This window comes from Streptomyces sp. HNM0645 (genome assembly GCF_030056615.1).
GTDB classification, from domain to species: Bacteria; Actinomycetota; Actinomycetes; order Streptomycetales; family Streptomycetaceae; genus Streptomyces; species Streptomyces marianii.
Genome location: NZ_JASHLT010000017.1, coordinates 61,709 through 79,394, shown reverse-complemented (window position 1 = coordinate 79,394; position 17,686 = coordinate 61,709). Strand labels below are relative to the sequence as shown.

The following is a 17,686-nucleotide window of genomic DNA, read 5'->3' as shown; positions in this document are numbered from 1 at the left end:
GTGTGCTCCGAGCCGCATCCGCTGGGCCCCTCTCGCCTGCCCCAAATCAGACCAGGGCGTCCATGCGCGTCAGCTCGGCCAGCCGCTCCGACCACTGGCCCTTCGACTGGCCCAGGGCCACTTCGGCCAGTCGGAGCAACTGGATGTCGGAGGTGCCCGCGGGCGCGAAGATGTGGTGCGCGTCCCGGAGATAGCGCTCGATCGGACGCTCGGTGAACAGCCCGGACGCGGCGTGTATCTCCATCGCGTTCCGTGCCGAGTCGAGCGTGGACTCGACGTTGACGAGTTTGGCGTTCATCAGCTCCGCGTCGCATGCCAGTCCCTGGTCCAGCAGATGCACCGCGTGGTACGCGGCGAGCCGCGCCGTCATCAGCCGTGACTGGAGCTGCCCCAGCTTCAGCTTGATGGACGGCAGTTCGTGCAGCGGCTTGCCGTAACGGTGGCGCTCGGCGCAGAACCGTGTGGTCTCCTCCAGGACGGCCTGGTGTATGCCGAGTGCGACGGCGGTCAGGTTGGCCCGGCCGTAGAGCACGCTGGAGGAGTAGGCGACGGCGAGGCCGTCCCCCTCCTCCCCGAGCCGGTTGGCGGCCGGAACCCGGCAGTTGTCGAAGTGGAGCTCACCGAAACTGAAGCCGTGCAGTCCCATGGTGGGCTTCTGTTCGTCCGTGCGGCACCCCGGGCGGCCGGACTCCACCAGAAAGGCCGTGAGCCCCCTGGAGCCGGGCCCCGTCCGGACGACGACCCCGTGCAGATCACCGACGTGACTGTTGCCGACGTACACCTTGCGGCCGTTGATGACGTAGTCGTCGCCGTCACGCACGGCGGTGGCGCTCATGCCCAGCACATGGCCGCCCGACTCGGGCTCGGTGACCGCGATCGTGGGCAGGCACTCGCCCGCCGCGATCAGGGGGAGCCAGGTCTTCTTCTGCTCCTCGTTCCCGAAGTGGACGATCTTGGCGACGCCCAGCTGGGAGGCCTGGACCATGGCTCCCATCGCGCCGCTCACGCGGGACAGTTCCTCGATGATGATGGTCTTGGCCAGATGTCCGACCCCCATCCCGCCGTGGCCCTTGCTGATCGTCGCTCCGAGCCAGCCCTGTCGCGCGATGAGCCGCGAGAGGTCGTGGTGCACCGTGCGGGCGGCCTCCATGGCCGGAATGCGCGGGCGGACCTCGCACTCGGCGAAGTTCCGCACCCGCTCACGAAGCTGATGATGAAGCCGACCGGCGAAGTACCCGTCCATCGCGAGCCCTCCTCTGCGAAACGCCTGCTCGCGCGAGTGTTCGAGCAGATGGTGCATCGGCATGGTCCCGTCTCGTGCAGGCCGACCACCTCATGGTGTTGATCGCTTACGAGTGGTACAACTCGGTGGCCAACTTTGGCCGAAATGTGACCCATTGAAGTGTGATTGAGGTTATGTCCCTGGTGGTAGCGGCCCGTCCGGTGCACCCGCAGGCATGCCCGCGGGTCTTCTTTCTGCCACATGCCCTGGGCAAGGGGTTGTCGGGCATATGGCGCCGAGGGACAGCATTCCGCTTTCGGCGACGGTCGGCCAGGCCCCAGAGGTCCGGAAATGCCCGTAACTCAGCCGGAATCGACGGGCTTTGAGCGGAAAGCGGTCCCGGCGTACAGGGGCGCTGACCAGCGCATGCCTCTCCGGGCGCACGCCCCCGACGGCCTGCGCCGGTGTCCAGGGGCGGCGTCAGTCCCTCGCCGTGCTGCACCACGGCGAGGGCGACGTCCACGGCCCCGGGCTCGATGAGCGTGCCCGGGGCCGGACGGGCACGGCAGGCGCATTCGGGGCCTGGTGGGTGTGACCGGCGGCGACCGGGGGAGGGACCCCCGCGTGCCCCGTGACCGTCCGACCGAGGAGGCCGGCCCCCATGACCGCGACCGCATACCGCCCCGGACTGCTGGACGCCGCCGACGGCGTGCAGATCGCCACGTACTCCTGGCTGCCGGAGAGCCGGCGTCCCCGGGCCCTGGTGCAGCTCGTCCACGGGGCCGCGGAGCACGCGCTGCGGTACGACCGGTTCGCCCGCCATCTGGCCGCCCACGGCTACGGGACGATCGCCTCCGATCACCGTGGTCACGGGGCGACGGCCCCCTCCACCGGCGGCTACGGCGTCGCGGAGACGCCCGACGCCGCACCGGTCGACGGCTACGACAGCTGGCGCGCGATGGTGGAGGACATCAAGGCGGTCGGCGACCGGGCAAGGCTGCTCCATCCGGGGGTTCCCGTGGTCGTCCTCGGGCACAGCCTGGGCTCCATGCTCGCCCGCGACTACGTCCAGGAGTACCCGGACGATCTCAGCGGCCTGATCCTCTCCGGTGCCTTCCGTACGCTGCCGGGTGCCGACATCGAGGGATCCCTCGCCCGTCTGGAGGGGCAGGCGGCCGCCGAGGGCCGCTCGGCCCCTTCCGCCTACCTCTCCGAGCTCTTCGCGTCCTTCAACGACCCGTACCCGCACCGGACCGGATTCGAGTGGCTGTCCCGCGACGAGGACGAGGTGGACGCCTACGCCATGGACGAGCGCTGCGGCTTCCCCTTCACCACGGGCCTCGTCCTCGACTGGCTGCGCGCCGTGCGGAAGATCAACGACCCGCGCAACCTGGCCCGCGTTCCGGCCGACCTTCCCGTCCATGTCGCCGTCGGTGCGGAGGACCCCTGCCACCAGCGGATGACCCTGGTCCACGAACTGCTGGAGGACTTCCGCTACGTCGGTACGGAGTCCCTGACGTGGAAGGCGTACGAGGGTGCCCGCCACGAGATCCTCAACGAGACCAACCGCGAGGAGGTCCAGCAGGATCTGGTGGCCTGGCTGGGCAAATGGGTGTGAACCGAACGGGCGGGTGGGGATCGGACGGGCGGGTGTGAGCCGGCGCGAGTGCGAGCCGGGGTCCGGGTGTCGGGGCGGGTGGTCCCGGGCGTTGTCGGTGGGGCGCCGTACCGTCGAAGGATGGCCACTGCCGACGACGCACGCAGAATCGCGCTCGCACTCCCCGGTGCGGTGGAGGAGCTCGCCTGGGGCCTGCCCACGTTCCGGGCGGGACGGGGCGGAAGGATCTTCGCCTCGCTCGACGACGGCGATCAGGTGATCGGGGTCAAGTGCCCCCACGAGGACCGCGAGCGGCTGATCGCCTCCGAGCCGCACAAGTTCTTCGTCCGCGAAGGGCACGACGACGCCTACGCCTGGCTGAGGGTGCGGCTCGGCGCACTGGACGACGAGGAGGAGCTGTACGCCGTCCTGCTCGACTCCTGGCGGCAGGCGGCTCCGCGACGGCCGCTCGAAGCCCATCCCGAGCCGGGCGGGCCGTCCTGGCCCTGACCCCGGCGACTCCTCCCACGCGGGGCGAAGCCGGAAGGGGCGCACAGGCGCGGGACCGGGGGGCGCGGAGGTTCGACAGGCGCGCGCCTGCCGAACCGGCGCACGGGGCGCATGCGCACGCGAGGTCCGCGCGCGGGCCGGTGCACGCCTGTTACGTAGAGTGATGCCGTGTACGCGGCCTACGGGTGGAGGTGGCGCACGGTCACGACGCATGCGCGGGTGACGGAAGTGTGTGACGCATGGTCATGGAGTGTGCGCGGAGGATGTGCGCAAGTGACGGACGGTCATGGCGTGTGCGCACGCGATCACGGGTGATGGCTCAACTCGCCCGTCTTCACGGGATGTTCACAACGGTCTACACCATTCCTTGCTCTCATGGGGGAACCCTGCACATTCCCCCATCCGTCTACCGATGGGGCGATCCCGTGGGGTCCGCACACTGTGACTACATTCACTGCCAGCACGTACGGAAGTGACGGATAGTAATGAGTGCCCTACATCATCGGCACGTACTGCTACGTGTGCCCAGACAATCGACGAAGGAGACTCATGCGACCGTTCGTACTGAACTACGTACTTCCGGCCGAGAGTCCTGCGGTCACCCTGCCGTACACCTACGACTCCGCGCTGCAGCTGAATGTGCTGCCGGACGGGCGGCCGGCCATCGTCGACCGCGATCTGATCCTGGTCACCGGCACGACGACCTCCACCGCCGGCTCCAAGACGCACTTCGACGACTGACGGACCGGCGCAGCGATGACCGTACTGATACTGACGTGCCGTCAAGACGTCACCGCGGACATGGTGATCGCCAAGCTGCATGACCGGGGGGTGCCCCTCGTGCGGCTCGACCCCGCAGATCTCCCGGGCGAGGCCGCCCTGTCCGCCGAGTATGTGCGCGGTGACTTCTACGGCCACATCTCGACCGACGGCAGGCTGCTGAGCATGGGCGCCCTGCGGTCGATATGGGTGCGCAGACCTGGTGAACCCGCCGCCCACGCCGAGGAGCCCTCGGCATGGCTGACCGCGGAGACCGAGCAGGCCCTGTACGGAATGCTGTACTCGGCCACCGCACGCTGGATGAACCACCCCTGCGTGTCCGCGCAGGCCCGCTGCAAACCCTGGCAGCTCAGCCTCGCGCACCGCAGCGGCTTCGCCGTCCCTCCCACCGTGGTCACCACGTTCCCCCGTGTGGCGCGGCAGTTCGCGGCGCAGTACCAGGACATCGTGGTGAAGTCCGCCTCCGGGCCGCCGCCCGGTGATCCGCCGGTGTCCCTGCCCACCACCCGCATCCCCCCCGACGCCGACTTCTCCGGTGTGGCCGCCGGTCCCACGCTGCTCCAGCAGTACGTGCCCAAGCGGTCCGACATCCGCCTGACCGCCGTGGGCACACGCCTGTTCGCCGCCCGGAAGCTCTCCGAGGACGGACAGGTGGACGGACGGTACGGCGACACCGGTCAGCCCTGGAAGGCAGTGGATGTACCGGAGCGCATCGCCCGGGCCGTTCGGGACTACATGGGTCTCGCCGGACTCGCCTACGCCGCCTTCGACTTCGCCGAGGACGAGGAGGGGCTGTGGTGGTTCCTGGAGTGCAACCAGGGCGGCCAGTTCGGCTTCATCGAACTGGAGACCGGTCTGCCCATCGCCGAGGCCGTCGCCGCGTGGCTCGCCCCGCCGGCCAGGGGCCAGGGGTGACGACCGAGGGGAGGGCCGCCAGGGGTACGAGGCCGCCTGCTCAGTGGTGCGCGCCGTCGCCGAGGAAGCGCCCGATCCGCCCGCGCAGCCCGGCCGGGTCCAGGCCGTGCGCCGCGAGATGCTCGTCCATCCGCCCGTACCGCCGGAGCTCCCGCCGGGCGACGCCGAGCCCCAGCACACGGTGCGGCACGTCCGTCAGTGCGTCGTTGACGGCGGCGGTCGACGTGCCCGCCAGATACGGCTCGACGATCACCACGTCGGCGGATCCGCGCCCGGCCGCCCGGCGGACCGCGGAGGCGTCGAAGGGCCGGACGGTCGTCGCGTACAGCACCGTCACGTCCATCCCCCCGGTCGCCGCCAGCACGGGGTCCAGCATCGGCCCCACGGCGACCACCACGCCGCCGCGTCCCTCCCGTACGGCCGTGAAGCGGGTGCCGTCGACGGGCCGCGCCTGCTCGTTCGACTGGAGCGACAGGCGCACATAGACCCGGTCGTCCCCGGGGGTGGCCGCCCGCAGCAGGGCCTCCGCCTCGTCCGGGTGCCCGGGTACGTGCACGGTCCAGCCGTCGAGGGTGTCGAGCAGGGCCACATCGCCGGGCGACATGTGCGTGAAGCCGCCCGCCGGCCAGTCGTACGAGGCGCCCGCGCTCACCAGCACCCCGCCGACGCCCTGGTGCCCGAAGTCGAGCTTGATCTGCTCGAACGGCCGCTCGACGAGAAAGCTCGCGAAAGTGTGCACGACCGGCCGCAGCCCCGTCAGAGCCAGTCCGCCGCCCACGCCGATCATCAGCTGCTCGCGGATGCCGACGTTGATCACCCGGTCGGGGTGTGCCCGTGCCGCGGGCCGGAATCCGTCCCCGCTGATGTCGGCCAGGACGAGGGCGAGCCGAGGGTCCTCGTCCAGCAGCCGGGTCGTCGTCGAGATGAAGCGGTCCCGCATCGTGTCCATGATCAATTCCCTCGTGTGGTGTCCGGGCGCCCGTCGGGCGCTCCCGTGCTGTCCGCTGGTTTCCGGGCCGGGCGCGCCGCCGGTGAGCCCGTCAGGCGTCCTTCGGTTCGACGCGGGCCACGACGGCACGCGGGCGCCCGGCATGGGGTGCGGTGAACGCCGCGTACAGCGCTCCGTGGTCGCGTCCGTCCACGGTCGCCGCCGACCAGCCCGCCGCCTGGAAGCGGGAGGCGATGCCACCGGGCCAGCCATGGGTCGCGGAGCCGTTGTCGATCACCAGCGTGTGGAGCCGTTCGAGCCCTGCGGCGCCGGCGTAGGCGATCGCCTCGTGGTTGCTCCCCTCGTCCAGCTCTGCGTCGCCGATCAGCACCCACACCCCGGGAGCGTCCAGCCCCTGTGCCCGCAGGCCCAGTGCGGTGCCGACCGCGAGGGGCAGTCCGTGCCCGAGCGAGCCGCTGCCGATCTCCACGCCGGGCACGAGCACACGGTCGGGGTGATGGCCCAGCGGGGAGTCGTACGACCCGAACCCGGTCAGCGACTCCTCGTCCATGAACCCCTTGGCCGCGAGCACCGCGTAGTAGGCCATCGGGCCGTGGCCCTTCGACAGCAGGAACCGGTCGCGCTCCACCGAACCGGCGGTCTCGGGGGTCACCCTGAGCACCCGGTCGTAGAGCACCCAGAGGGCGTCGAGCGTGGAAGTCGCGGCGGCCCCGTGCTTCTCGTCGCCCGTCATCCGGGCCATCAGGCGGTCCAGGTCCTGGCGGGTGCAGGTGCGGTCACGGGTCGTGGTCGATGCTGTCGGCGTCATGGGCCCACCGTGCAACTTCAACCGCACTTGAGGTCAACCGGCAATCGGTTCGTGACCACCCGGCGAAGTGCGGTATGGTTCTCGTGCGCGTTCGGCCGGGGGAAACCCCAGGTCAGACGGGCACCGGGACGTGGCGCAGCTTGGTAGCGCACTTGACTGGGGGTCAAGGGGTCGCAGGTTCAAATCCTGTCGTCCCGACTTTTCGAAGTCGCAGGTGAGAGGCCGTGTCGGAGTTGATCCGACACGGCCTCTCCGCTTCCTCCGGCCACCGTGCGAAGTGCGGCGCCACCGGCCGGACCACGCCGGGGCCGCCGACACGTGGCCGTGCCGGCACGGCCCGCCTCCGGCCCGGCCGGGACCGCCGCTGTGGCACGGCCGCGCACGTTGATCGTCACCGCCGTGTGGGGGCGGCGCGGGGATCCGGAGGGACTTCTCCCGGGCCGGCGGTTCTCAGCCGGCCGCGGGCCCGCCGGCCGGGATCGCCGGCGGCCTCAGCCCGGGCCAGGCGCTGAGCGCGGTGGCCAGCTGCGCCCGCGAACGCACGTCCAGCTTCTGGTAGATGCGGGTCAGCCGGGCCTCGACCGTCTTCACGCTGAGGTACAGCCGCGCCGCCGCCTCCTGGTTGCTGGCGCCCTGCCCGACCAGCAGCGCCAGATGCAGTTCCGCCTCCGTCAGCGACGACAGCGCGCCGTCACGGGCGGGCGCGGGCTCGGCCGAGCCCGACGGGGTCTCCGACGCCAGAGCCAGCCAGGGTGTCGCTCCCGACCGTTCGAAGACCGTCGCCGCCGACTGCAGCGCCTGCTGGGCCGCCGAGCGCCTGCGGCGGCGGCGCTCCACCCTGGCGAGCGCGATCAGCGCCCGGCCGCGCTCCAGGGGCAGCCCCGCGTCGCCGAACCGGTCGGCCGTCTCCGTCAGCAACCCGGACGCCTCGTCGGCCTTCCCGCTCGCCGCCAGGTACAGCGCGTACACCCGGTCGCAGCCGAGCAGCACCGTCGTACGGCCCAGCCGCTCCGCGACCGGCCGGACGTCGGAGAGTACCGCCGCGGCCTCCTCCGGGGCGTCGTTGGCGAGCAGCGCCTCGGCCAGTTCCTCGTGCCAGCGCAGCATGGACGGGTCCACGGCGGACTGGGCGCGCTCCCCGGCCTGGACCCGCCTCAGGGTCTCCAGGGCGTTGGCCACGTCGCCGGTGACGAGCTGGACCCGTCCGAGCGCGTAGAGGCTGCGGGACAGGAAGACATGGTCGCCCTCCTCCTCGGATGCCTGGGCGCTGCGGCGCGCGTAGCCGGCGGCGCGGGCGAAGCTGCCGCCGGCCGTCTCGGCGAGGGCCAGCGAGTACCAGGCGGGCCCCGGGGAGAGACCCGCCTCCAGCGTCAGGGCGAGTGACCGTCCGGCGTGCGACAGCGCCGCCGCGCACTGGCCGCGCCGCGCCTCGACCTCCGCGGACGTGTTGAACAGCTCGATGGCGTCCTCGACGGTGCCGCGGCGCTCGACCAGCGGCAGCAGCGCGTTGAGCTCGTCCCGGGCATCGCCGAGCCGGTCGTCGAAGAGGGCGTGGCGGATCGTCAGTATCTGTGCGGCGTTACGGATCCCGGGTGGCCGCTCGACCATCTCCAGGGCCCGCGCCTCGGCCAGCACCCGCTCCGCGTCCGGCGAGCCCAGGAAGCGTTCCATGCGCGCCCGTACGGTCAGGGCCCTGGCCGCCGTCCTCGCGTCGCCGACGGAGGAGGCCAGTTCCGCCGAGTCGACGGCGGCCGCCCGTGAGCGTACCGGGTCGCCGTCGGCGAGCACGTACTTCACCGCGAGGCGGAGCTGTACGGCGGCGCGCAGCGCGGTGTCGCCCTCGGAGTCCTCCATCGCGTGCACATAGATCTCGTCGAGGTCGGTGAGTCCCTGACCCGCGGTGTCCAGCACCGCGAGGCGGGCCCGGACCCGGTCGGCAGGGCCGGCGTCCCGGGAGAGGAGATCGGTGGCGGCCCGCACCGCGAGGTCGGCGCGTGCGGCACGGGCGGCCTCCTCCGCCGCGTCGACGAGCCGGGCGATCCGCTGCGTCCCCTCCCGCCCGGGCGTGGACTCCGCCGCGAGCAGGGCGAGTTCAGCCGCCAGGGCGCTGTTGCCGCGGCGCCGTGCGGAGTCGGCCGCGGCGGCGACCTCGGCCGCCAGCTGCTCGTCGGGTACGTCCGTGGCGAGGGCCCGGTGCCGCACCTCCTCCACCGGGTCGTCCACGACCCGCGCGAGCGCGGCGTGCCCCTGGCTGCGCTCGATCCAGCAGGCGTCGTGCACGAGTGTCGACGGCAGCACGCCGGCCGTGAAGGACACCGTCCCGTCCTCGGTGAGGGTGATCAGTCCGGCCCGTTCGGCCGTGGCCAGGTCGGACTCCGCGGTGGGGCGGCCCGCCCGGCGGATCAGCGACGCCGAGGGCCGCAGTGCGAGCGCGGCGAGCAGCAGCGTGGCGCGCACGGCGGGGGAGGCCACCCCGAGGAGCTGCCGGGCGAGGTCGCGGGCGCGGCCGGACAGGGACAGCGCCTCGGCGTGGTGCACCGGCGTCCGCGCGTCGGCGAGGGAGCGGCCGATGGCGAGGGCGAGCCGTGGGTTGCCGCCGCTGGCCCGGTGGATACGGCCGGCCATCCGGGACGGTAGCCGGTGGTGGATGAGGAGTTCGGCGATCTCGTCGGCGTGCAGCGGCGGCACGTTCAGCACGTCCGCCTCGGACGGAACCCACAGCGGTTCCGGGCTTTCGCCGGAGGATTCGGGGCCGTACGCCTCGGCGTCCGGGGTCTCGACGGCGACGACCCGCAGCGCGGGCGGGGCCAGATGGAGGGCGAATCGCAGCAGGTCGGCGCTCTCCGGGTCCATCCGCTGGACTCCGTCCACGACGAGCAGGACCGGACTGCCGACGGTGAGCGTGCGGAGGATGCCGGCGAGGGCGAGCCGCAGGGCGATGCGGTCCCAGCCCTCCTCGGGCACGGGTGCCTCCCGGCACAGCATCGCCACGGCGTCGCGCTGCGGGCCGGGCAACATCCGGAGGGCGTCCTGTTCCTCGGCCGGATTCCCGCCGCTCGGGGCGGGGCCCGTCCGCTGCCCCGGGTCGGGCGCCGACGCGGTGACGGAGGCCACGAGCGCGGCCGCCGCCGCTCCGGGGATCCCGCGGTCGGTGGGGAGCGTGGACAGCCACAGAACCTGCTCGCCGCGCGCCTCGGCGCGTGCCGCGATGGCGAGCGCCACTTCGGACTTGCCGACGCCCGCGGGGCCGGTGAGGAGGGCGCGTCCGCGGGTGTGCAGGACCCGGTCGAGGCGGTCGAGGAGTTCGGCCCGGCCGACCGGCACGGGAGGTATCCCCGCGTTCGCGCGCAGGGGGAGGTACGCGCCGACGTTCACGTACCCACCACCACCTTCCGGCGTGCGCGGGCCCCCTGCCCGTTCGAGCAGAGGATACGAACCCGATCGGCCCAGTCCAGGCCCCGTGTCCGGCATGCGGACAGGTCCGGACCGGGCCGAACGCGGGGCGCGCCCGCGGATCGTGCCCGCGGACGCGCCCCTGACCTGCATGGATGCCGGTCGTGCCGGCGTCTCAGAAGGTGAGACTCCAGCTGTCGATGTAGCCGGTGTCACCCGATGCCACATCGCGGACCCGCAGCTTCCAGGTCCCGTTGGCGACCTCGCTGGAGGCGTCGACCGTGTACGTCGCGAGGACGTTGTCGGCGCTGTCCCAGCCGGACGAGGTCTTCAGGTTGCGCACGGTCCCGTCCGGGGCGATCAGGTCGATGACCAGGTCGCCGCGCCAGGTGTGCTTGATGTCCACGTCGACCTTGAGGGCGGCGGGGGCGTTGCCGGAGCGGCCGGTGACGGCGATCGAGGACGTGACCGTGGAGTTGTCCGAGATCGTGACGTTCGTGCCGTTGGTGAAGGTCGTGCCGCCGGGCGTGGTGCCGGAGACCGCGTTCACCGTCTTGGTGGCGTCGGCGATGCCGGCGCCGCAGCCGCCGGTGCAGGTGCCGGGCAGCGGGCGGGCGTTGGCCTTGATCGCCGACTCGATGTCGGCCGGGGTCAGCGACGGCTTGACGGACTCCAGCAGGGCGGCGAGCCCCGCGATGTGCGGCGCGGCCATCGAAGTGCCCTGGTAGGGCTGGTAGTTCTCGGTCGACTGGGTGGTCGCGCCCGAGTTCAGCGTGGAGAGGATGCCGTTCTCGGGGGTGGTGACGGTGCCGGGCGTGTCGGTGGCACGGCGGGTCTCCCCACCGGGCGCCGCCACGTCGACGACCGAGCCGTAGTTGGAGTAGAAGGACCGGTTGCCCTCACGGCTCGTCGACGCGACGTTGATGATGTTGGCGCAGTTGGCCGGGGTGAACCCGGAGGCGTTGGCGTTGCTGTTGCCGGCCGCCACGACCACCGTGGTGCCGCGGGACACGGCTCCGTTGATGGCGTTCTGGTAGACGCTCGGGCAGGTGGAGCTGGCCCCGCCGAGGCTCAGGTTGATCACCTTCGCCGGGGTCGGGTTGGCCGGGACGCCCGGGACGCTTCCGCCGGACGCCCAGGTGATGGCGTCGGCGATGTCCGAGGACGAGCCGCCGCACTTGCCGAGCACCCGCACGGGCTGGATCTTCGCGTTGTATGCGATGCCCGCGACGCCCTTGCTGTTGTGGGTGGTCGCGGCGATGGTGCCCGCGACGTGGGTGCCGTGCCACGACGAGTCGCTCGCCTTGGAGCCGAGACCGCACTCGTTGTCGGTGGCGTTCCAGTCGCCCTCGTCCACGGCGTTGCTGTCGCGGCCGTTGCCGTCACGGGCGTCCGCGGAACTGGAGATGAAGTCGTAACCGGGGACGACGTTCGCGGCCAGGTCCGAGTGGGTGGCGTAGCCGGTGTCGATGACGGCGACGGTGACACCGCTGCCCGTGGTCTTGTCCCAGGCGCCGGGGACGTTCATGCCGCCCGTGGCCTCGAACAGGTCCCACTGCTTGGCGTAGTCGGTGTCGTTCGGAGTGACGGCCATCGGGTACGCGCGGATGTCCGGCTCCACCGAGGCGACCGAGGGGTCGGCGCGGAAGGCGTCCATCACCTCGGCGAGGTCCTTCTTCGAGGCCTCCCCGCCCAGGTCGACCAGGGCGGCACCGCCGGCGAGGCGGCGCTCGAAGCGCAGGCTCTCACCGGTCTCGGAGCCCTTGGCCTTGGCGTCCCCGGCAGCGGCGGTGTTCGAACCCGCCTCCGCGGCCTGGGACTTGTAGGTGACGATGACCTTCTCGACGGGCGAGGAGGGGAGCGCGGTCATCGACTGCGAAGCCGGTGCGGGCTTCGGCGAGGGTTCCCCCGAGGCGGCGGCGAACGCCACGGAGGAAGTGGCGGCGGCACCCAATATCGTGGCGCTCGCGGCCACGACGGATATGAGTCTCCGTCCGGAACCGTTCAAGATGATCCCTTTCAAGTGACGGTGCGGAACGCAGAGGGGCGGCGCACGGCTTCCGCGGTTCGCTGTGGGGGTGCGACCCGTGGTGCCCCGGGCTGGGTGAGCCCGTGCGCCGCCTCCTGCGTGACGGCCCCTGGTCAAGAGCCGCCACCGAACGTCACCCAGCATTAACATGCACCTGACATTCAGGTTCTTGGCCGGGATTCGCCGGTGCGGCAGACAGTAGGGAACGGCAGGGTGAACCCGATACGGGGAAAACCCTTGTCACCCCCCCCGCGCGCCCCCGGAAGCGGGTGCGGGCCGCTCCTGCCCGCGCGGCCGACCTGCGACGACGCTCCGACGTGAGCGTTCCTCCGGGGCGATGGACGATCGAGGCGGAGGCCGACGACCCCTCGAACGACGAGACCATCGGCCCCCGGACGCGGAGACCGTCGCCTTCCTGCGCCCCGGAGGCCGGAATCGATGTCCTGGTCCTGATCGGAGGCGTCCTGTTCGCGATCGTGTTCCTCTCCTCGGCGGTGGGGCACCTCACCCAGCACCAGCGGATCGGTGCCTACGCCGCCTCCAAGGGCCTGCCCGCCGCGGAGTCCGCGACCGTGCTCAGCGGAGTGCTCCTGCTGCTCGGCGGTCTGAGCATCGTGTTCGGCTTCTGGGCGGACCTCGGCGCCCTGCTGGTCGCGGTCTTCCTCTTCCCGACCGCCCTGGTCATGCGCGCGTTCTGGAAGGAGACCGACCCTCAGCGGCGCCAGACGGAACAGATCTCGTTCCTGAAGGACACCGCCCTCGGCGGCGCGGCGCTGGTGAGCCGGTGTTCTTCGCGTACGCCTGACATGACCTCGTGCTGACGCTCACGAGGCCCCTGTGCCACAGGGGGTGAGCCCCGCCCGCATGCCCGGACCGGGCGGACGGGCCTGCGGGCCCGACGGGCCCGACGGGCCTGACGGCGGTCCGGTGCTCCTCCCGAGCCGTGCCGCGCGGAGGGTCGACTTTCCTCGGTACGGGCACCCAGGTCGGTGTCCGGGTGCATGCACCGACACATCGGCCCGCCGAGAGGCTGCACGCAGCGGTGTCGCCCCCGGCCGCGGAGTGGCGGGCTCAGCCCGCGCGCAGCCGTGGTGCCCGTCCCGCGGCGGGGACCGGGCTTCCGTCCCGCCGCAGTTCGTCCCTCAGCTCCTCCGCCCACCGGGCCAGCCCCACGACGTCGACCGCGTACGGCCGCTCCGGCGCGTACGGGGCGAGGGAGTCGGCGCCCCGGGCCAGCAGCGCAGCGCCGCCCCTGGGATTGCCGCGCGCCGCATGCGTCAGACCCACCGCCAGCTGCGCCAGGCCCCGCCACAGCCCGCGTTCCTCCTCCGGTCCGGACTTCCAGGCGTCCTCCAGCACCTCATGGGCGTGGAACGGCATGCCCGCGTCCAGCAGGCGCTGCGCCTCGGTCAGAGTCTCATCGGGCGAGCGGACCACCCCTTCCGGCTGCCGGTCCACCCCTTCCTGCCCGTAGGGGAGCGGCCGCCCCAGCCCGTCCCTCGGACGGGCGTTGCGCGCCCGGCCCTCGTCATCGCGATCCCTCGACGTCCTGGTCACGCCCCGATTGTCACTCCTGACCGGCCGCCGGGCCCACCGGCGGGTCCACGGCGCTCGGCGGGGGTCGTGTCTCCGGACGGGGTGCGGATTGCGGTAGTGTTCTCTTGCGCGCTCAGCCGGGGGCAGACCCCGGGGGATCCGCGCATCGGGACGTGGCGCAGCTTGGTAGCGCACTTGACTGGGGGTCAAGGGGTCGCAGGTTCAAATCCTGTCGTCCCGACGGAAGCTTTGCTTCGTAGCCGCAGGTGAATGGGCCCCACCTCACAGCAGTGAGGTGGGGCCCATGATCATTTTCTGGTGGTCTCGTGTCACGCTTCGCCACCGGCGCCTGATCATCACCGCGCTCACGATGCCACCGGAGAGCGCCGTGGCCCTGAAGAGGAAGGGCGGCGCCACCGTCACGGCAAGCGGCATGGACGATGACACCCGAGAGGGCTTTCGCCAGACGTTCCTCGCCGCCGTCCGGAGCAGTACCACCACCGCCGGCAGCTCTGCGGTGGAAGTGGGATGCGACTGGAACGAGGCCCCAGGCCGACTCGTCGTCGCCCTCACTCCGGCAGCGTGAATTCCGTCGCGAACATCACGAACGACGTCCAGGGCAACGGTGGGAAGACCGGCGACGACGGTCTGCCCCGTCGGCACGGACAGTTGCGTGAGCAAGTCGTTCGCGATTGCCTGAGACCCGCGACGCGCTTCACGGGCACCTGAACCACCTCGACCCAGAACGCCTGGCACCGGCCGAGCGCGAGGCCGCCGCGATCGAGCTGGAGTACACCCACCTGACCGCAGCGCCTCATCGGCACGCACGGCCAAACGAGCGGGAACCGAGCCGTGCCGTGGGGCGTGGCCGCCGCCGTGCGCCCCGAGCACTCGCCCTTCAGCGCACCACCGCGATCGCCGTGACCACCAGCCCCGACTCGACGAGCCAGCGCCCGTCGAACCCCGTCAGCGGGCGGCCGTCCACGACCGGGCCGTCCACGAGCAGCCGGGCGTGGAAGGTGGCGTCGTCGGGGTCGATCGTGAGGGCGGCCTCCTCGAAGTCCAGCCATCGCCGGGCCAGCGGGTACCAGGCCTTGTAGACGCTCTCCTTGGCGCTGAAGAGCAGCCGGTCCCAGCAGACTTCCGGGCGCAGGGCACTCAGCCGGTCCAGCGCCGTGCGCTCCTCGGGGAGTGTGACCAGCTCGCGGACTCCCCTGTCGGGCAGGGGCAGATGGGGCTCTGCGTCCAGGCCGATCGTCAGGACGTCGGCGGCACGTGCCACGGCCGCCGCACGGTAGCCTCGGCAGTGGGTCATGGCGCCGATCGCGCCGGGCGGCCACTGCGGGGCCCTCGCGGCACCTGGCAGGATCGGCCCGGGTGCGTAGCCGAGTTCCCCGAGCGCCTTGCGGGCGCACGCCCGGACCGTGCCGAACTCCCGCCGGCGTTCGGGCACGGCGTTCGCCACGACGGCGCGCTCCTCGGGGTACATCTCCAACACCGGCGGGTCGTCGAAGACTTCGCAGACCGCGATCGGAGGGGGCAGCAGCTTGCCGATCACGCGCACGCTCCGTCCGGAACCAACGGGAAGACCTCCACGGGGCGGCCGGGCGTCCCCGGGCGCCTGCGCCACTCGCGCGGATATCCGAGGGACACCTCCTGGTGGGGTACGCCCTCCCACCACACGAGCCGCGGGATGTGCAGATGGCCGTACACGACGGCGGACGCACGGAACCGGCGCGGCCAGTCGGCCGTGGCCTCGGTCCCGCACCAGAGGGCGAACTCGGGGTGCCGCAGCACCCTGGTGGGCTCGCGAACCAGCGGATAGTGGTTGACGAGCACGGTGGGCAGCTCCGGCGGTACCTCGGCCAGCCTCGCCTCCGTGGTCCGAAGTCGGGCGCGGCACCAGGCGTCCCTCGACGGATGGGGGTCCGGGTGCAGCAGGAACTCGTCCGTGCACACCACTCCGGCCTGTTCGGCGATCTCGAGGGCCGACTCCTTGGAGCGTGCTCCGGCGGGCCGGAACGAGTAGTCGTACAGCACGAAGAGCGGGGCGATCGCCACCGGTCCGCCGGGCCCCTCCCACAGCGGGAACGGGTCCTCGGGAGTGACCACCCCCAGCTCCCGGCAGAGCCGCACCAGGTGCTCGTAGCGCTCCTCGCCGCGCAACCGCACCGGGTCGTCGGGAGGCGTCCACAGCTCGTGGTTGCCCGGCGTCCAGACCACCTTGGCGAACCGCCCGGCCAGCAGGTCCAGCGCCCAGCGCACGTCGGCCACGTACTCGCCGACGTCACCGGCGACCAGCAGCCAGTCCTCGTCCGACTCCGGGCGCAGCCGCTCGACGACGGAGCGGTTCTCGGCGTAGCGGACGTGCAGATCGCTGACGGCCACGAGCCTGGGGCCGCCGCCCCGGCCGCTGTTGCCCGTACGGGCCTCCGCGGGCACCGCCGGACCGCCACGGACCTCATAGCTCACGGTGCACTTCCCAACTCCTCGGACGACGGCGGCGGAACGGTGGTACAGCGGCGTGACGACGGCACACGCCGGCCGGGTTCCCGGGGGGAGGCGCATGCCGGGGAGGCACCCCGGCAGCGGACCCGGGAGCGGTGATCGCGGTCCGCCGCACGGAGCCAGGATACGGTGCTCAGTTCACGGTGTGAGACCGCTGCCGTACGGGGCGTACAGATCGAGCAGCCGCACCCGGGCCGAGTGCAGCCGATGAGCCAGGACGCGGCCCACCCACTGGCCGATCGCCGAGCCGAACGCGGGATCGGCGTCCATCAGCATGCGGACGGGCACCGCGTCGAACTCCTGGGCGCGTACCGGGGTCATGGCCTCGGCGCCCAACTGCCAGACGTACGGCGGGAACAGCCACGACCACCCCACGAGTTCACCGAAGCCGAGGTTCTCGATCACGGCGGGGCGCCGGCCGGGGACACGGATGTCCAGCGTGACGGTCCCCGACCGGATGATCCAGAACCGGTCGGCGAGGCGGCCCTCCTCGAAGACACGGGCCCCTTCCGGGAACTTGACGTCCTTGGCCATCTCCATCAGCCGGCCGCGGTGCTCCGTGGACAGTGCGGTCGTGATCCGTATCGAAGAGCTGCTCATCGCTGTGCCTCCGTTCGCCTCAAGCCCATCGTGAGCCGTCCGGGCGCGGAATGCACGGCCTGATCCGGGAAACCCCGGCCGGAGTCGTACGCACGGACCGGGGCCGTCGCCGGGGGGTGTGCCCGGCAGCGGTCCGGCCGCCGTGGGCCGCACGCCCCTGCCGACCCGTTCGAGCGGCACCGGGCCGGCCTCCTGCTCCGGGTTGGCGTCTGTCGGGCGACGGCGAACGGGGTGCCGCCGAGCCGTGCGGCCGCTCCTCGCCGCGACGGGCGCGCCGTGAGGACCCCGGGAGGGCGGTCGACACGGGCGGGGACGGGCGCCGGGCGTGCTCAGTGGGGCCAGTCCTTGGTGATCTCGAAGCTGTGGGACTCGCAGCCGAGGACCCGGCCCTCCTTGTCCACGAAGGTGCCGATCACCTGGTAGACGTCCCGGGCCATATGGCCGATCGGCAGCCGCTCCGGCGGCAGCACGATCTCGTACGGACCCCCGCGGCGGTAGTCGCCCAGCAGGATCTCCTGATGGCCGACCGTCACGCCCTGGCGGGTGCGCTCGTCGATGAACCGCAACCCCTCCAGGTCTCTACCGGCCCCCACGGCGAACTCCAGCCGCACCCGGAACTCCGACCCCTCCCGCAGCACCAGCGGTGCGTGCGGCGGCCCGGCGCCGCGCCCCTGGGCGGGCGCCAGACGTACGGGCATGTCGGGGCGCCCCTCCACCTGGATCGTCACGCCCAGCAGTTCGAAGTCGGAGGTCACGTTCATCGCATGCGCCAGCTTTCGCCGCTCGTGAGAAGAATCGACGGGTATTTCAGCCTAGTCATCCGAGCGCTGGGTAGTCGC

The 17,686-nt window shown here is 72.1% G+C and carries 16 protein-coding genes and 2 tRNA genes; 8 read left to right on the top strand and 10 right to left on the bottom strand.

Annotated features, from left to right (window positions below; genetic code table 11):
- Positions 1-46 precede the first annotated feature (46 nt).
- Complete coding sequence (locus QMZ92_RS14390; protein ID WP_283297861.1) at positions 47-1,243, bottom strand: acyl-CoA dehydrogenase family protein; 1,197 nt, start codon at positions 1,241-1,243, stop codon at positions 47-49.
- A 640-nt stretch (positions 1,244-1,883) separates the two neighbouring features.
- On the opposite strand from QMZ92_RS14390, the gene QMZ92_RS14385 reads away from it, so the two are divergent.
- From QMZ92_RS14385 to tgmB, 4 genes are all read left to right on the top strand, one after another.
- Positions 1,884-2,840, top strand: coding sequence for an alpha/beta fold hydrolase (locus QMZ92_RS14385; protein ID WP_283297761.1), 957 nt, complete (start codon positions 1,884-1,886; stop codon positions 2,838-2,840).
- A 120-nt stretch (positions 2,841-2,960) separates the two neighbouring features.
- Entirely contained in the window at positions 2,961-3,329 is a 369-nt protein-coding gene (locus QMZ92_RS14380; RefSeq protein WP_283297760.1) for an MmcQ/YjbR family DNA-binding protein, read from the top strand.
- Positions 3,330-3,878: 549 nt separating this feature from the next.
- A complete protein-coding gene (gene tgmA / locus QMZ92_RS14375; protein ID WP_138051927.1) occupies positions 3,879-4,070 on the top strand; it encodes a putative ATP-grasp-modified RiPP in 192 nt (63 codons plus the stop codon).
- Between the two features lie 15 nt (positions 4,071-4,085).
- Positions 4,086-5,024 carry an ATP-grasp ribosomal peptide maturase gene (gene tgmB / locus QMZ92_RS14370; protein ID WP_283297759.1) on the top strand — a complete coding sequence of 313 codons (939 nt, stop codon included), beginning with the start codon at positions 4,086-4,088 and terminating at the stop codon, positions 5,022-5,024.
- A gap of 40 nt (positions 5,025-5,064) precedes the next feature.
- On the opposite strand, the gene QMZ92_RS14365 is transcribed toward tgmB, so the two are convergent.
- Together QMZ92_RS14365 and QMZ92_RS14360 are read right to left on the bottom strand one after the other, a co-directional pair.
- Entirely contained in the window at positions 5,065-5,973 is a 909-nt protein-coding gene (locus QMZ92_RS14365; protein WP_283297758.1) for a transketolase family protein, read from the bottom strand.
- Between the two features lie 91 nt (positions 5,974-6,064).
- Positions 6,065-6,781 (bottom strand): thiamine pyrophosphate-binding protein, encoded by a 717-nt coding sequence (locus QMZ92_RS14360; RefSeq protein WP_283297757.1) that lies wholly within the window; start codon positions 6,779-6,781, stop codon positions 6,065-6,067.
- Between the two features lie 124 nt (positions 6,782-6,905).
- Here QMZ92_RS14360 and QMZ92_RS14355 point away from each other — a divergent pair.
- Positions 6,906-6,979, top strand: a tRNA-Pro gene (locus tag QMZ92_RS14355).
- Between the two features lie 252 nt (positions 6,980-7,231).
- Here QMZ92_RS14355 and QMZ92_RS14350 read toward each other — a convergent pair.
- Both QMZ92_RS14350 and QMZ92_RS14345 read right to left on the bottom strand, forming a co-directional pair.
- Positions 7,232-10,156: a helix-turn-helix transcriptional regulator gene (locus QMZ92_RS14350; protein WP_283297756.1), complete on the bottom strand. Its 2,925-nt coding sequence runs from the start codon at positions 10,154-10,156 to the stop codon at positions 7,232-7,234.
- Positions 10,157-10,349: 193 nt separating this feature from the next.
- Positions 10,350-12,149, bottom strand: a complete 1,800-nt coding sequence (locus QMZ92_RS14345) for a S8 family peptidase (protein ID WP_502962054.1) — start codon at positions 12,147-12,149, stop codon at positions 10,350-10,352.
- A gap of 371 nt (positions 12,150-12,520) precedes the next feature.
- Between QMZ92_RS14345 and QMZ92_RS14340 the strand changes: the two genes are divergently transcribed.
- Positions 12,521-13,024, top strand: a complete 504-nt coding sequence (locus tag QMZ92_RS14340; RefSeq protein WP_349307727.1) for a DoxX family protein — start codon at positions 12,521-12,523, stop codon at positions 13,022-13,024.
- A gap of 250 nt (positions 13,025-13,274) precedes the next feature.
- Here the strand turns inward: QMZ92_RS14340 and QMZ92_RS14335 are convergent, their stop codons facing one another.
- Positions 13,275-13,760 carry a DUF309 domain-containing protein gene (locus QMZ92_RS14335; RefSeq protein WP_283297755.1) on the bottom strand — a complete coding sequence of 162 codons (486 nt, stop codon included), beginning with the start codon at positions 13,758-13,760 and terminating at the stop codon, positions 13,275-13,277.
- Positions 13,761-13,906: 146 nt separating this feature from the next.
- Here QMZ92_RS14335 and QMZ92_RS14330 point away from each other — a divergent pair.
- A tRNA-Pro gene (locus QMZ92_RS14330) sits at positions 13,907-13,980 on the top strand.
- Between the two features lie 63 nt (positions 13,981-14,043).
- Positions 14,044-14,325, top strand: a complete 282-nt coding sequence (locus tag QMZ92_RS14325; protein ID WP_283297754.1) for a hypothetical protein — start codon at positions 14,044-14,046, stop codon at positions 14,323-14,325.
- Positions 14,326-14,637: 312 nt separating this feature from the next.
- On the opposite strand, the gene QMZ92_RS14320 is transcribed toward QMZ92_RS14325, so the two are convergent.
- The 4 genes from QMZ92_RS14320 to QMZ92_RS14305 form a co-directional block, all read right to left on the bottom strand.
- Positions 14,638-15,297 (bottom strand): 4'-phosphopantetheinyl transferase family protein, encoded by a 660-nt coding sequence (locus QMZ92_RS14320; protein WP_283297753.1) that lies wholly within the window; start codon positions 15,295-15,297, stop codon positions 14,638-14,640.
- Positions 15,294-16,181 (bottom strand): metallophosphoesterase family protein, encoded by an 888-nt coding sequence (locus QMZ92_RS14315; RefSeq protein WP_283297859.1) that lies wholly within the window; start codon positions 16,179-16,181, stop codon positions 15,294-15,296. Before QMZ92_RS14315 ends, QMZ92_RS14320 begins: the two co-directional genes overlap by 4 nt.
- Before the next feature lie 204 nt (positions 16,182-16,385).
- Positions 16,386-16,847, bottom strand: coding sequence for a cyclic nucleotide-binding domain-containing protein (locus QMZ92_RS14310; protein WP_283297752.1), 462 nt, complete (start codon positions 16,845-16,847; stop codon positions 16,386-16,388).
- Between the two features lie 329 nt (positions 16,848-17,176).
- Positions 17,177-17,608, bottom strand: a complete 432-nt coding sequence (locus QMZ92_RS14305) for a rho GDP-dissociation inhibitor (RefSeq protein WP_283297751.1) — start codon at positions 17,606-17,608, stop codon at positions 17,177-17,179.
- Between the last annotated feature and the right edge of the window lie 78 nt (positions 17,609-17,686).